Source organism: Sorangium sp. So ce327, from assembly GCF_051530205.1.
GTDB lineage: Bacteria > Myxococcota_A > Polyangia > Polyangiales > Polyangiaceae > Sorangium > Sorangium cellulosum_B.
On record NZ_CP150330.1, the window covers coordinates 3,968,051 to 3,983,186 of the forward strand.

The window sequence follows — 15,136 nt, forward strand, 5'->3', positions numbered from 1 at the left end:
CGCGTCGGGGTTCGCGCTTCAGGGCGAGGCGAGGAAGCGCGTCTGCCTGATCCTCGCGACGAAGGCGTCGGCGTCTCCGTTGTGGGTGAGATCGGGGCCGCTCACGGTCGGGAAGGTCGCCTCCGTCGAATAGGAGAACCCGGCGACGAACGCGTCGCCGCGCCAGTGCACCGCGATGTCTCTGCCGGCGTCCGTGCTCGAGCCGCCGATGAACCCCGAATAGACGAGGCTCGCGCCGGAGGCGTCGATCTTGGTCACGAAGGCGTCGAAGTCCCCGTTGTGGGTGAGATCGGGCCCCCCGACGGCGGGAAAATCAGCGGACGATGTCGCGCCCGTCAGGTAGGCACGGCCGGCGAGGTCGACCGCGAGCCCCGTGCTGCCGTCCAGGCTCGTGCCCCCGACATAGCCGGCGTAGACGAGCTCGGCGCCCGACGGGCTGACCTTCGCCACGAACGCGTCCTCGGCGCCGTTGTAGGTCAGGTCAGGGCCGATCTTGACCGGGAAGGTCAGCTCGTCGGAGGCAGTGTTCCCGGAGATATAGGCGTTGCCAGCGAGGTCCACGTCGATGCCCTGGCCGACGTCGGAGCCGGCGCCGCCGATGTAGCCGGCGTACTCGAGGCCGGTGCCCGCGGGGCTCACCTTGGCGACGAAGGCGTCGCCGGCGATGCCTCCGTCGTTCTGGGAGAGATCCGGGCCGACCTGGACCGGGAAGCTGTCCGCGCCCGAGAAGGTCCAGCCGGTGACATAGGCGGCGCCGGCCCAGTCCACGGCGATGGAGAAGGCCTCGTCCTGCGCGCTGCCGCCGATATAACCGACATAGACGAAGCCTGCGCCCGAGGCGTCGACCTTGGCGACGAAGGCGTCGGCGCCGCCGTTTTGCGTGAGATCGGGGCCCACCTGAGCGGGGAACGTCGATGCGTTGGAGTCAGCCCTCCCGGTCACGTAGGCGTCGCCGCAGCTGTCCACGGCGACGTCGAACCCGAGATCGGTCCCGGCGCCGCCGATGTAGCCGGCGTAGGCGAGATCCTTGCCGGAGGCGTCGATCTTCACGATGAACGCGTCGCCCTGGCCGTTGTAGGTCAGGTCCGGGCCGATCTCGACGGGGAAATCGTTGGACAGCGTGATGCCTGTCACGTGGGCATGGCCCGCCCAATCCACCGCGATGCCCCTGCCGAGCTCGAACCCGGATCCGCCGATATAGCCCGCGTAGACGAGGGCGCCCTGGGGGTCCACCTTGGCGACGAAGGCGTCCTGGCCGCCGTTGTATTTGAGATCGGGACCGACGGTGTCCGGAAAGGTCGTCCGGGTCGAGGTGGTCGAGCCCGTGACATACGCCTTGCCGGCCAGGTCCACCGCGATGTCCTCGCCGTCGTCCGAGCCGGATCCACCGATGAAGCCGCAGGTGATCAGCACGGCCGGATCGATCACCAGCGGCAGGGTCGGGTCGTAGGCGCCCAGGCGGAGCCCATAGGTCTGCGCCCCGTCCGGCGCGGGTGCCTCGAGGGCGTACGCGCTCGGCACCGCCGCGCGGCCTTCCGGGGTGTCCTGGAAGGACAGCGGCGCGTCGTCGGTGAAGCTGCCCGCCGGCGTGGAGATCTCGATCTGCCCGCCCTCGGTCAGGCGCACCGCGCTCGCGCCCCGGTAGGTGAGCCGGATCTGCGCCGGATCGGCCCCCGGCGCGACCACGAGCTGGTATTTCAGCGCGTGGGCCGTGCCGGAGATCTCGAGATCGACGCCGGGCCAGAGGTCCTCGTAAACCACCGCGGCATAGGTCGGGAGGCCGGTCCTCCACTGCTCGCGAGGGCCCGTGAAATAGCTGACGACCGCGCCGGTGGGATCCTTCCCCTCGGGCACGACGCCGGCTCGATGGCCCTCGAACTCGAGCCTCACCGCCCAGCGGGGGAGCGAGGCCTCCGGGGCGCCGGCCAGGACGAAGGTGATGCCGTCGGGCCCGAGGTGAACGGCCTTGTCTCGCCCCTGGACGTGATAGCCCGAGGCGGACTCCGCCGCGCCTCGGCTCTCGATGAAATGAAGCGCAGGCTCGACCAGCGTCGCCTGCGACCCGGCCGCGCTGTCGTCCGGAGCGGCGGGCGCTTCGCCGTCCATGCGTCCTGGCACCGCGTGATCGCAGGACGAGAGGCCGAGCGCCCCGCCGAGAAGCAATGCAGTCCTCAGGATCGTCATCAACGTTCCCCCTTCCCGCCATGCGTCGTACGGCCGCGGCCGGGAGAGGCGGGGATGAAGGATACGACCTGACCCAGCGCATGCCAGGCGCCAGCCGGGGCCCACGGCAGGATGAGGGCGTTGCCACGCGGACGGCACGAGCGTACCGTGGACCCGCGGAGGATCGCGCCCGCCGGCTTCACGCGATCTGCCCTCGTCTTGACGGCCTTCGCGTCAGACAGTCGAGACACAGAGGCGAAAGCCGATCGTGGTATGTCGCGCGACCTCGTGGCTCCAGTTGCGGTACGCGGACTGGAGCCTGCTCTCGATGCTGCGCCAGCACCCGCCTCGCAGCGGGCGCACCCGCGTCGCGCCGCCCACGCACGGATCGCGGCCGAGGCGCGTTCGTTCGAGGTGCGCGTCCGCGCGAAACGCGTCCAGGCACCAGCTCCAGACATTGCCGGCCATGTCGTGACAACCAAAAGGGCTCGCGCCGGCCGGGTGCGCGCCTGTCGGGCTCGGCCCGCCGCGATTCCAGTCCTCGGCGAAGCAGGCGCGTCGTTCGTCCGGGGGGTCGTCTCCCCAGGGATAGCGCCGCCCATCGAACCCGCGCGCGGCGAGCTCCCATTGCGCCTCCGTGGGCAAGGTCCCCCCGGCCCAGGCGCAATACCGCAGGGCTTCCGCGTAACTCACGTTCACCACGGGCCGGTCGGGCGCGTCGAGCTCTGGCCGGCCCGCGGAGGGCGGCGCCGCGGCGCCCGTCGCCTCCGCGAAGGCGTTGTATTCGGCGCGGGTGACCGGGTGAGCGCCGATCCAGAACGGCGACAGCTCGACGGGATGCGGCGGGTTCGGCGCCTCGGATTCGAAGATCGGCGCTTGGCCCATCGTGAAGGTGCCGCCAGGGATCCACACGAGGCCGGAGGGCGTCGAGCGTGGGGCTGTTTTCATGGCGTCCGGGAGCTCGCCGCCGAGCGTTGTGCCTCGAATGGCTCGATGGAAGGCCACATCGACGCGCGCCGGCAGCCGATACAATCCTCCGCGACCGGAATCCCGGCGTCGAGCAGCCTGCGCGCCGCCGAGAGCTCGAGCAGCCCGGATTGGAACCACACCAGAGGCGGACGCAGCACGAGCGCATCCTCGACGTGGAGCAGGAATTCCTCGGGTTTGCAGAAGACGTTCAGCACGTCGATGGGCGCGGCAAGCTCGATCAGGCAGCGGTGGACGGGCACGCCGAGGATCCGGGTCGCCTCGGGATAGCGGGTCGGAACCGGGAGGATGTGGTAGCCGACCTTCTGGAGGTAAAGCGGGATCTGGTGCGCATCGAGGTCCCGGCGGCTCTCCGGCTTGATCCCCAGCACCGCGATCGAGCGCGCATTCCTGAGCGTCCGTTCCATGTCCGCGGTGCCGAGTAGAGGGACGTCGAGCATCTTCTGCGCCGTGGAGAAGATGTAGCACTACGGCGGGAAGTCGGACGGGGAAGCGAACCGCCATGACGCCAAGGGCGCCAGGAAACCAGGGAAATGGGAGGGGAAATGCCGGAACCGCACCTCCTCGCTCCCCTTGGCGACCTTGGCGGTTTTTCTGCCGATCCGGCGCTACCTGCCCGGCGCGAACGGCCCCATCGACGCTCGCCGCGTCCAGGTCGCGCCCTCTCTCACCATGCGCCTCACGTGGATCTGATAGCCGACCTCGCCGCCCGCGCCGTCGCGCGCTACCTCGATCTCGTTGTAGCCGTTGTGCTCCTGCACCTCCCGGCTCGAGAGCGACGGCGCCGCGGCGATTCGGATCGTCCAGTCCTCGTGCCACTCCGGCCACTGCTCCTTGCCGAACCAGCCTGTGTGGCTGTGGCCGTGGAGCACCAGGCAAAACTCCTTGTGCGCCAGCGCGTCCTTCACCTCACCTGCGTTGATCAGGCCGCCGAAGCGGGCGAGCTCGGTGGACGGCAGCGGGGACACCGGGTGATGCAGGACCGCGATCCGGATCGGCGCGTGCCACTGCGCCCTGCGCAGGCGCTGGAGATCCGCGTTGTGGACCAGGCCGGGATCGATGCGCGCCACGTGGTCGCGCAGCGCCGCGGCGCGCTCGGCGTCCGGCTCCTCCATGGCGCCTTGGCGCAGGCGGCCGATGAGCGAGAGGAGCTCGTCCCGGACCGGATCCTCCTCCTCCTGGCCGCCGAACTCCGCCGATCCGAGCAGCGCGAACTCCACCCCGAGATCCGCATACCGCGCCACCGCGAGCGCCCGCGTCGCGGGCGGCTCCTCGAGCGGCGGCTTCGCGCAGCGCGGGTGATCGCCGAACGCCCGCGCGAAAGGCACGTGGCGCGCCTGCGTCCCGGCCTGCGCGGGCCCCGTCGCCTGCCGCCAGTCGACGTCGTGATTGCCGCCCACGAGCAGCACGTTGGGCTCGTCGGGCGGGAGGCGAGGGTGATTGGCGAGGTGCCTGGAGACCTGATCGAGCCAGAGGCGCGCCTGGGCGTACTGGGCGTCGTCGGCCCACTCGGCGACGTCGCCGGACACGACGAGCAGGTGCGGCGCGCGGCCGGCCGCGGCGAGCTCGGCGACGTGCTCGACGTAGTGATCGCAGACGCGCGGGGGGCCCAGCCCGCCCTTCATGGTGTCGCCGTGCGGGTTCCTCTCCTTCACATCGACGCGCTCGGCGGATTTCGGGCCGAAATGGATGTCGGAGACATGGTGGATCCGCAGCGGGCACAGGTTCGCTTCGAGGATCGGATCGGCGAGCACGGGGCGCCCGTCCCGCTGCTGGACGAGGCCGCAGCGCTCGAGCAGATGGACATTCTCGTCGCGGGGCGCTGCGCCGCGCGCGATCTCGCGGAGCGCGCTCCGCTGCGCGTCGGTCAGCCCGTCCTCGAACACGGCGCGGTGATAGGCGAACTCCATGCGCTCGCTGCTCACGCGCGCCGTTCGCAGGAGCGTCCATGGGGTGTTCGCCAGAGCGGGAGATTGCTCGGCGAGCTCGAAGACGAGCTCGAGCAGGAAGGGATTCCGGCGCCAGGTGGCGGGCAGGTCGGGGAGGAGCGCCCTCGACACCGCGGTGCGGGCGAGCTTGAGCGCCTCGCTGTGCGTGAGGGGATCGAGGAAGCGCATGTCCCGCGAGCAGACGAGCCCGGCGTCGCCGGAGGCCGCACGTTCGAGCGCGATCCACTCGGCCGGGCTCATCGCCAGGAAGATCCTTGTGTTGGCCGTGTAGAGGTCGACGCACCAGCGCAGGAAGGCGCTCGCGTCGCGCGGGCTGCCGCCCTGGCCGGCGAGCTGCGGCTCATCCAGGAGGAGCGTTGTCCCCGGCGGCACGCTGGGGAGCGTCCGGCCGAACTTGCGGAGGTCGAGGTAACGCACGCTCGTCTTGTCGGCGAGGCCGAGGTGGTGCTCGAGCGCCTTGAGCGTCCACGTCTTCCCGGCCCTGCGCGCGCCGACGAGCGGCCATATCACGCCGTTCACCGGCAAGGACTGCAAGAGATCCAGGAGCTGCGCGTGATCGCGGACATCGCGTTCCGGCGCGTAGGCTCTCCTCACGTCGAACGCGCGCATCACGGCTCTCTCCTTGGCTCCCTGGCTACCCGGCGAATCCAGTCGAAGAACGGCGGATCCGAAAGCCATGCGCCGAGCGCATCGCAGAGGCCCGCGTCGCAGAGGACGGCGACGTCCTCCGAAGGCAGCCTGCGCACCTCGGGGAGCGCCGCGTCGGGGGCGCCGCGGAGGGCGCCGAGGACGGCGCGCGCGCGCTGGGGCAGCTCGGCCCAGCGGGGGCGGAAGAAGGCCGCGTCGCGGTCGAGGAGGAGGCGCTGCTCGTAGAGCTCGCGGACGCCGGCGCGCTCGACCAGGGCGCGGCGCTGGCCTGCGCGGACGGCCTGGACGAGGGCATAACCCATCACCTGGAGATAGAACGGCCACGGGCCGCAGAGCTCGACGATCCAGCGGGCGGTGCGCTCGGCCTCGACGGCGACGTCGGGAGGAGCGGTTTCGACGAGGAAGCGGATCGCGTCCGCCTCGGGGAGCGGACCGAGGTTGATGGGGGTGACGTCGTTGCCGAACGAGGAGCCCGGGGCGGCGGCGAAGGCGTGCTCGACGATGGTGACCCAGTCCCAGTGCGAGCCGACGAGCACAACGCTGGTCCTCTCCTGGCCCACGGCGCGGAGCCAGGCGAAGACCGTGGCGTCGGCCTGGTGGAGATTGGCGACCTCGTCGAGGAGCAGGACGGCGTTCCCGGCGTTGGAGAGGCGATCGCGGAGGGTGAGCGCAGGGGTGACGTCGGACTGGAGAGAGGGGTCGAGGAAGACGGCGAGATCGTCGGCGGTGCGAAGGGGAGAGGCGCGGCCCTCGAGAGAGCGGTGGTGGACGGCGCGGGCAGGGGAGAGGCGCGCGGCGAGGTGGTGGAGGATGGAGGTCTTGCCCGAGCGGCGCGGGCCGCGGAGCACCGCGGGGCTGCGGCTCTCGATGAGGGCGAGGAGCTCCGCGAGGATGGGCGCGCGGCCGGGGAGGGCGGAAGCGTCGGTGAGGGCGGGGCCGGGGCGGAAGGGGTTCGTGAGGGCGTACGACTGCGAAGGGTCGGGCGCAGGGATGCTGTCCGCGGCGGCGCGCGGGGGCACGATGCTGGTGGCTCGCGGCGCCAGCGCCCCTGGAGCATCGGAGATGAAGCGCTCGTCGCCATCCCAGGGGACCCCGCCCGAATAGCCGTGCCGTGCGAGCTCCTCTGCGACGTTATCGCCGCTGAGGTCGCCGGCGAGCGCCGCGGCCACCTTGTCCGGACGCCCCAGGACGTCGCGGAAGCCGGCGAGGGGCAGGTAGAGCGTCGTCCTCGATTCGGGGCGGCGGAGCGCGAGGCGCGCGCGCTCGGGCTCCGCGCCGTCGAGCACGCAGAAGCCCCCGGGCGTGCGGGCGAGCGCGGTCAGGCCGGCGGAGACGAAGCAGGCGAGGAGCCTTCGCTGATCCGCGCTCCAGATCCGCACGGTGCCGTCGTGCCCCGCGCTCGCCAGGCGATCGCCGCGCGGCTGCCAGGCCATGGCCATGACCCTCCGCGTGTGGCCCTCGAGCCGGGCGATCTCGTCCCCTGTGCCCGCGTCCCAGATGCGCACGGTGCCGTCGTGCCCCGCGCTCGCCAGGCGATCGCCGCGCGGCGCCCAGGCCACCGCCGTGATCCCGTGTGTATGGCCCTCGAGCCGGGCGATCTCGTCCCCTGTGCCCGCATCCCAGATCCGCACCGTCGTGTCGTCGCCCGCGCTGGCCAGGCGTTTGCCGCCCGGACACCAGGCCAGGGCCTTGACGTCGCGCGTATGACCCTCCAGCAACGCGAGCTGTCTGCCGGTGTCCGGGTCCCAGATCCGCACCATCGTGTCGTGTCCCGCGCTCGCCAGCTGGCCGCCGTCGGGGTGCCAGGCCAGCGCGAGGACCCAGTCGGACTGACCCTCGAACCGAGCGAGGTTCTGGCCCGTGCTCGCCTCCCAGATGCGCACGCTGCCATCGTGCCCGGCGCTCGCCAGGCGGCCGCCGTCCGGGTGCCAGGCCACGGCCAGGACACCGTTCGAATGGCCCACGAGCCGCGCGAGCTCCTCACCCGTGCTCGTGTCCCAGAGGCGGACCGTCTGGTCGTCTCCCGCGCTGGCCAGGCGGTTGCCGTCCGGGTGCCACGCGAGGGCCAGCACCCAGTTGGAGTGGCCCTCGAGCTGCGTCAGCTCCTTGCCCGTGCCGGTGTCCCAGATCCGCAGCATCGAGTCGTTTCCCGCGCTGGCCAGGCGGTCGCCGTCCGGGTGCCAGGCGAGGGCCAGCACCCAGTTGGAGTGGCCCTCGAGCCGGGTCAGCTCCTTGCCCGTGCCGGTGTCCCAGATCCGCACCGTGTTTCCGTCACCCGCGCTCGCCAGACGCCGGTTGTCCGGGTGCCACGCCATGGCCCTGACCGAGTTGGTATGGCCCTCGAGCCGCGCGAGCTCGCTGCCGGTGCTCGCGTCCCAGATGCGCACCGTGCTCTCGTCGCCCGCGGTGGCCAGGCGCCTGCCGTCCGGGCGCCACGCCACGACCCGGACCCCGCTCGAGCGGCGCTCGAGGCGGGCGATCTCGCCGCGCGTGCTGACGTCCCAGATGCGCACCGTGTTCCCGTCGCCCGCGATGGCCAGGCGCCTGCCGTCCGGGTGCCACGCCACGGCCGTGACCCCGCGCGCCTGGCCCTCGAGCCGGGCGATCTCCTTGCCTGTGCTCGCGTTCCAGATGCGCACCGTGCTCTCGACGCCCGCGGTGGCCAGGCGCCTGCCGTCCGGGTGCCACGCCACGGCCCTCACCCAGTCGGCGTGTCCCTCGAGCCGGGCGACCTCCTCGCTTGTGCTCGTGTCCCAGATGCGCACGGTCCGGTCGTCGCTCCCGCTGGCCAGGCGCTCGCCGTCCGGGTGCCAGGCCACGGCCCTCACCCAGTCGGTGTGCCCCTCGAGTCGGGCGATCTCCTTGCCCGTGAGGGAGTGCCAGATCCGCACCGTCAGGTCGTATCCCGCGCTGGCCAGGCGCTGGCCGTCCGGGCGCCACGCCACGGCCAGGACCCAGTCGGAGTGTCCTTCGAACCGGGCGAGCTCCATGCCGGTGTCCGCGTGCCAGAGGCGCACCGTCTGGTCGTACCCGGCGGTCGCGAGGCGCTGGCCGTCCGGCGACCATGCGAGTGTGTTGATCGTGCCGGTGTGTCCGGACACCAGGTCTGCGTGCGCCGAGGGCGGGGTCGCGGCGAGCCTGCGCGCGTGATCCAGGAGCGCCCCCCTGCCCGCGATGACGCAGGCGCTCAGGTCGGTCCCTTCGGCCAGCACGCCGTTCCAGCGGCACCCGGTCCACGCCGATTGCCGCAGGATGGCGCCGCTCAGCGTCGCCAGCTCGAGGATGGCCCCCTTCGCCTCGGCCTGGGTGAAGTCCGCCCGGTGCGCGATCGCGCGCCGCAGGATCGTCCCGTCGAGCTTCGCGCCGGAGAGCATCGCCCCGCTCAGCGCGGCTTCCGTCAGGTCGGCGCCGGACAGGTCGGCGCCGGACAGGTTGGCGTCCCGCAAGTTTGCGCCCGCGAGGGGCGCGCCGCGCAGGTCCTCGCCGGCGAGCTGCACGCCTTGGAGATCTGCCCCTTCCGGGATCCATCCGGCCGTCTCCTCGGCCCATCGCGCGAGACCGAGCAGCAACCGGAGGGCGTTCTCGGCCGACTCCCTCGTCGAAGGGGCCAGCTGCCGGTCCATCCTCAGGAACGACTGGACCGCGCGCACCGCCGCCGCGCGCCTCGGCTCGCCGAACGTCCTCAGGATCTCGCCCACGAACGCCGCGACCTCCCGCGTGATCGGCTTGGTCCGGAGCGCCTCGAGCGGCCGCTCGGCCAGCGTCGCCACCAGCGCGCGCGCCAGGAAGTATTCGAGGAACGCCTTGTGCGCGAAGCGGTATCCGTCGCTGCCCTCCTGCACGAGGAACGTCCCGCCCTGGATCTCCAGGAACGCGGCGCCTGCCGGCATGCCCTCGGGCAGGAAGCGAAAGAGCCGAGCGCGGACCGACTGCTGGAGCTCCTGCCAGGTGCACGCCGGCCGGCCGGACCGCCAGAGCTGCTCGGCGAGCGCCTCGGCGAACTCTTTCTTCTGCTCGTCGGTGAAGCTGTCGGGGTCGCCCTTTCGGGTATTGTCGAGCCACCGCTTCAGGTACGCCTCGTACAGATCGGCGCGCCCGACCTTCGCGCCGGAGGCGAACTCGTCCAGCGTGGCCAGCACCATCCCGAGCAGCAGCGGCCGGTGCACCAGGTCCTTGAGGTCGTAGATCGCAGCGATGCGCGAGAGCGCGGCCGCGGCGCCTTCCTCTCCGCGGATCTGTCGCACGAGCTCGCGCACCTGCGCCTCGGTGAACGGCTGGATGGCGAACCGCCGTATCCCCGCGGACGTGCCGGGCGCCTGGGAAGACACGCTCTCGGCGCTGGTCTGGAGGTGCGCCTCGGCGGGGAAGTGGTCATCTCGCGAGGAGACGAGCACCTTGCCGCCGCCGGCCGCGACCTCCAGCAGGCTGGCGCGCCGCCCTGCGAGCTCGGAGGCCTCCAGGCGAGTCGCCATCTCGTCGAAGCCGTCGAAGCAGGGGACGACGAGACGGTGGCGGATGAGCAAGCGCAGGGCGGCGCGGTTCGCGGGGAGGTCCTCGGCCCCGGCCGCCTGCAGCAGGAGCTGCTCCGGGCTCACGTGGGGCGAGGCGCTGGCGAGGTTGACGAGCAGGGGCCTCGGCCCCTCGGCGGACGCCCACCGCCGCTCGGCCCACGCGGCGAGCGCGGTGGACTTCCCCAGGCCGAACTCGCCGAGCACGAGCGCGATCTTCTCGCCGGACGAGAGCCACGCGTCGAGGGCGCCGAGCAGGGGTGTGGGCTCGTCGCGCCCGTCGATGCAGGCTTCGGGCTCCACGAACCGCCCCGCGACCTCGCGCAGCCGCTGCTCGCGGAGCGCCGCGACGACGTCGCGCGCGCCGTCGAAGCGCGGTGACAGGAGCGCCATCCGCGGAGCCAGGGCGTCCTCCGGGATCGCCTCGAGCGCAGCGTTGAGCAGCCCCGACCGGACGGCGGCCGCGCGGAGCTTCTCCCGCGCTCGCCGGGGGTCTGTCCAGCGCTCGAGGCCCTCGATCCACAGCAAGGTCCACCCCTCGTCCCGGAGGGCCGCGACCATGAGCGTGCACCAGGCCGGCCGCTCTTCAGGCCAGACGCCGACCGCCGCCACGTGCTCCCACCCCTCTGCGAGCGCGAGCAGAAAGACGGTCTCCGCCGAGAGGATCTGGTGCTCGGAGAACCGCGGGGCGAGCTCCTCCTTGCTCGGCTCGTCGATGGGGCCCAGCGCCGCGCGGGCGCCGCCGGAGGCGCGCGGCGCGGCGTCGTCCATGGGGGCGCGGAAGTCGGATGGCTGTCGCTTGAAGGAGAGCACCCATCCCAGGTGCTGCTGTGTTCCGAGCGCCGCCGGGGCGAGCCTTCGCGGCAGCTCGGCCCGCACGTCCGGCGGCAGCGTGCTCTCCCGCTCCTCGTCGCTCGCCTCCGGCGCGCCGCGCACCGCCTGCGCCACCGCGCCGAGCGCCGCCATCCCGTCGGGCGTCCATTCGCCGTTGCCCCGCTTCGCGTCCACCGCCTTGCGGAGCCGCGCCTCGACCTCCACGAACCCGGCCTCGCGCGCCTCCCGCTCGGCCATCCAGGCGAACACGACGTCGGCGGCCGCTCCCGCGGTCGCCGCGCGCAGCGCCTCGAGCGGCAGCACCTCGGCGGGGACGAGGATCTCCCGAGTGAACTGCCTTATCTCCTCGACGCGGGTCAGCTTGTCGAGCTCGCCATAGAGTCGACGCAGACGCCTCCCGCGCGCCGCCGCCCCGGACAGGGCGCCCGCGTTCAGCAGCACGTCGCGCGCCTCCTCGAGCCGCGCGACGAGCGTCTCGAGCGCCTCGTCGTCGTCGCGTCGGAGGAGCTCCCTCGCGCCGTCGAGCCACCGCGCATAGGCCTCTCCCGCGGGGTGCCCTCGGTACACGAGCGTCGCCTCGGCGACCGGCACGACCGGCGGCGGCGCGGCGGGGCGGGTGGAGCGAGCGAGGTGCGCGCTGGCCCGCTCGTACCGGAGGTCGACGTCGGCGACGATCACACCTTCGTCGCCCGGCTCGAGGTACCCCGCCCGGTCCGGGAACCGCCGCAGCTCGTGGGCCTGGGCCTCGTCGACATAAATCGATGTGCCGCCGCCTTCGGCGCCATCGCAATACAGCGTGGGCCGCCCGTATCGGCGCGCCTCTTCCCACACCGCTCCGGCGAGCTCCGGCAGCGTGGTGTGCGGCGTCGCGCTGGGCACGGCGAGGAAGAGGCACTCGGCGACGCGCTCGGCGATGGGCGCCACCTCGTGCGCGCCGTCCCGGAGGAGGAAATCGAGACAGGCCAGCACGCCCATGGGGCCTGGGATCCCGTCCGGCATCTCGACGGGCGCCCAGGTCTCGCCCGGGCGCATCGCGCTCCGCTCCACCGCCGCCGTGGCTCGCTTTGCGTGCAGGCCGAGGAGCCGACCCCGGTGCAGCACCGGGCACACCGACTGTCCGAGCGCGGGGAGCCCCGCGCCGAGTCGCTCGTAGATGCCGGAGCGGCGCGCCGCCCGATCCACCGAGTGCGTCCCCGCCACGACCACCATGTCGCCCGCCGCGTCGGCGACGCCGCCGAGGATCTCCCAGGGGATGCTGTACTCGGGAAACACGACGATCCTCGCCCCGTACTCCAGGCACGCCGACAGCACCGCGCGGATCCGCGCGAAGAGCTGCGCGTCGTAGGTCTCGCGGATGCGCCGCCGGAGGGCCTCGAGCTTCGGCTTGATCGCGTCGGGCACGTCGGCGCGCGTCGGGAGCAGCGAGTCCGCTGCTGTCCTCGGATCGAAGAGCGGATCCTCGATCGGAGACCGCCGATCGACGATGATCGCCGGGTAATAGGCGAGCTGCGCGACAGCAACCCGCGTATACATCGCTCCCCCCGCAGCCATCCGCATTCGTTTGCTCGCTCTCCGCCGAAGCTCGACGCGCGTGTGCGCTCCTCACCCGCTGCTCACCGCGGTACTCTACGTGAAATACGTGGACGGCGAGGGATACGACACCTCCGACCGGCAGATCGGGTGGCGTGCGCCCGGAGACATCCCGGTCACCGGGCGCTGGAACGGCGGTGGGTAGCTCCGTACGGTGGTCTCGGGTACGCGCCAGTCACCGGCGCGTGCTGGCAGGCATCCGGCCACGGCGAAAGATCGGCCGCCGGAGCCGCGGCGCCCCCAGCGCGAGCGCGGCCCCGCACGCGAGCGCGAGCGCCGGCAGGTAAAACCGCGGCAGCGCCACCACCGCCTCCAGGTGATGCCGGCCGGGCCCGACGCGCACCGCGAAGAAGCCCGGGGCGACGCGCCTCGTGGCCAGCTCGACCCCGCCGTCCCGCACGCGCCAGCCGCTGTACGCCGTGGCGCGGAAGACCACGTCGACCGGCGCCTCGGCGTCGACGATCGCCTCGTACGCGCCCGGCTCGCGCGGCGCCTCGCGCACGCTGGCGCGGGCCGCGTCGCAGCCGTCGTCGGCCACGGCCACGCGCTCGATCGGGCCGCGGGCCGCCTCCAGCGCCACGAGCTCGCCAGGTGTGTCGAGCACGGTGCGCGGCTGCTCCAGGTGCTCGAAGAGCGCCGCGAGCAGATCCGCCTCCCGCCCGCGCCACACCTCGCGCACGCACCCGAGCCCCACGTAATCCGTGCCGCCCACCCGCCGGGACAGCTCGACCTCGCCGCGCCTGTCCACGAGCGCCCACGCCTCGGGCGGCCCCGGCCGCTGCGTTGTCAGGTGGATGAGCGTGCGGATGCCGAGCGCCTCCGCGCGCGCGGCGCTCCCGGGGCGCTCGGGCGCCACCTCGAGGAAGGCCGCGGCGTGAACGCCCACATGCGCGCCCGCGCCGGTCGAGAAGGCCATCGGGACCGCGCGGCGGAGATCGGCGGCGTGCATCATCGAGCAGGTCGCGAACTCGTCTTCGACGGCGTAGCTCGCGCGGCCGTGCGGCGCCTCGGCGAGCCAGCGGGCGATGAGATCGGGATTGAAGCCCTCGGCGGGCGGCGGGCAGCGGCGCGACGCGACGAGCGCGGCCTGCTTCTCTGCAAGGACGTGGAGCTCGGCCGCGCGGGCGGGGATCTCGACGGCCGCGACGAGCGCGAGCGCGGCCGGCAGGACCGCGGCGAGCGCGGCCGGCAGGACGGCGAGCGCGGGGCGCGAGCGGCGCGCGCCCCGCGCTGCCAGCGCGGCGCCGATGCGCGCGAGCGCCGTGGCCGCGAGGTCGAGCGCGCTGACGATGGCAGCGGCCGCGACGAGCGGCAGGAGGGCGAGGGCGCGCATCGGCTGGAACAGCGAGAGCAGCGCGCGGCCGAGCGGGCCTGCGCCGGCGATCCAGCCGCCGCTCATCGACAGGAGCAGCGCGACCGCCGACGCCGCGAGGACGGCCCGCGACGCGGGGGCCCGGAGGCGCGTCGCGTGCAGGAAGCAGGCGGCGATCCACGCGGAGCCGATCACCGGGGCGTGCGCGAAGTCGAGCAGGTCGCCATCGAGCATCCACGGCAGCACGCGCTCCGGCCCGAAGCCGATGTGCCGCCAGCCGAGGCCTGCAGGCCACCCGAAGGGCGCGGCCATCGACGCGATGCCGGGGCCGTAGAGCGCCGCCGCGACAAGGCCGCCGCCGGCGAGCGAGCGGAGCACGCGCGCGCACAGCCGCCGGTCCCACGCGGCGATCGCGGCCGCGCCGAGGACGGCGGCGCTCACCGTGAAGATCTGCGGGTGCGTCGCCGCGCAGGCGGCGGCGAGCGCCGGCCCGAGCTCGAAGCGGGCGGGGCGGATCACCGCGGCCGCCCACGCGATGACGAGGGGGATGACCAGGATCTGCGAGAGCAGCCCGAGGAGGAAGAACGACGGCCAACCGCCGGCGAACTGCACGTACGGAGCGATCCACGCGAGCGCCACCGCGCCGGCGGCGGCCGACGCGGGCCGCGCGCCGACCGCGCGGGCCGCGGCGAGGACGACCAGCGGGGCCCCGACGAAGGCGGCGAAGCCGAGCCCCTTCACCGCGACCACCGGCGCGACGCCGAGGCGGATCAGCGCCGCCACGAGCAGCCAGCCGACCGGCGGGTAGTGCAGCGCGACCGGGAAGCCGCCGTTGTTCGTGGCGATCCACCCGTGCGGCAGGCCGCTCGTCGCGATGTCGTACGCGATGGCGAGGTGCGAGATCGTGTCCTTCGACAGCGCGGCGCCGGGCCCGGCGAGCGCGGGCGCGTCGCGCAGCGCGGGCAGGAGCGCCACCGCCACCGCCGCGGCGGCGGCGAGCCAGGCGAGGCGCGGCGCGGGCCCGGGCGCGGCGGCTACGGCCTGCGAGGGCGCGGCGGGCCCGGCGGCCGCGCCGGCGCGGAGCTCGGCCAGCCGGAGGACGAGGACGCCGAGCGCGAGCAGGAGGTAGAGCATCGACAGAGCTC

The 15,136-nt window shown here is 73.3% G+C and carries 7 protein-coding genes; 1 reads left to right on the top strand and 6 read right to left on the bottom strand.

The window, feature by feature from the left end; all coding sequences use genetic code 11:
* Window positions 1-18: 18 nt before the first annotated feature.
* The 5 genes from WME95_RS14995 to WME95_RS15015 all read right to left on the bottom strand — a co-directional run bounded on the left by WME95_RS14995 (window position 19) and on the right by WME95_RS15015 (window position 12,640).
* A complete protein-coding gene (locus tag WME95_RS14995) occupies window positions 19-2,184 on the bottom strand; it encodes an SBBP repeat-containing protein (RefSeq protein WP_437909056.1) in 2,166 nt (721 codons plus the stop codon).
* Between the two features lie 213 nt (window positions 2,185-2,397).
* The gene (locus WME95_RS15000; protein WP_437909057.1) at window positions 2,398-3,111 is read right to left on the bottom strand and encodes a formylglycine-generating enzyme family protein; all 714 of its coding nucleotides are present in this window, start codon (window positions 3,109-3,111) and stop codon (window positions 2,398-2,400) included.
* A complete protein-coding gene (locus tag WME95_RS15005) occupies window positions 3,108-3,590 on the bottom strand; it encodes a CoA-binding protein (protein ID WP_437909058.1) in 483 nt (160 codons plus the stop codon). The genes WME95_RS15000 and WME95_RS15005 overlap by 4 nt, the downstream gene beginning before the upstream one ends.
* Window positions 3,591-3,758: 168 nt before the next feature.
* Window positions 3,759-5,708 (bottom strand): metallophosphoesterase, encoded by a 1,950-nt coding sequence (locus tag WME95_RS15010; protein ID WP_437910988.1) that lies wholly within the window; start codon window positions 5,706-5,708, stop codon window positions 3,759-3,761.
* The gene (locus tag WME95_RS15015; RefSeq protein WP_437909059.1) at window positions 5,708-12,640 is read right to left on the bottom strand and encodes an eIF2A-related protein; all 6,933 of its coding nucleotides are present in this window, start codon (window positions 12,638-12,640) and stop codon (window positions 5,708-5,710) included. Before WME95_RS15015 ends, WME95_RS15010 begins: the two co-directional genes overlap by 1 nt.
* Before the next feature lie 40 nt (window positions 12,641-12,680).
* On the opposite strand from WME95_RS15015, the gene WME95_RS15020 reads away from it, so the two are divergent.
* Window positions 12,681-12,824: a hypothetical protein gene (locus tag WME95_RS15020; protein WP_437909060.1), complete on the top strand. Its 144-nt coding sequence runs from the start codon at window positions 12,681-12,683 to the stop codon at window positions 12,822-12,824.
* Window positions 12,825-12,854: 30 nt separating this feature from the next.
* On the opposite strand, the gene WME95_RS15025 is transcribed toward WME95_RS15020, so the two are convergent.
* Window positions 12,855-15,125 carry a hypothetical protein gene (locus tag WME95_RS15025; RefSeq protein ID WP_437909061.1) on the bottom strand — a complete coding sequence of 757 codons (2,271 nt, stop codon included), beginning with the start codon at window positions 15,123-15,125 and terminating at the stop codon, window positions 12,855-12,857.
* Between the last annotated feature and the right edge of the window lie 11 nt (window positions 15,126-15,136).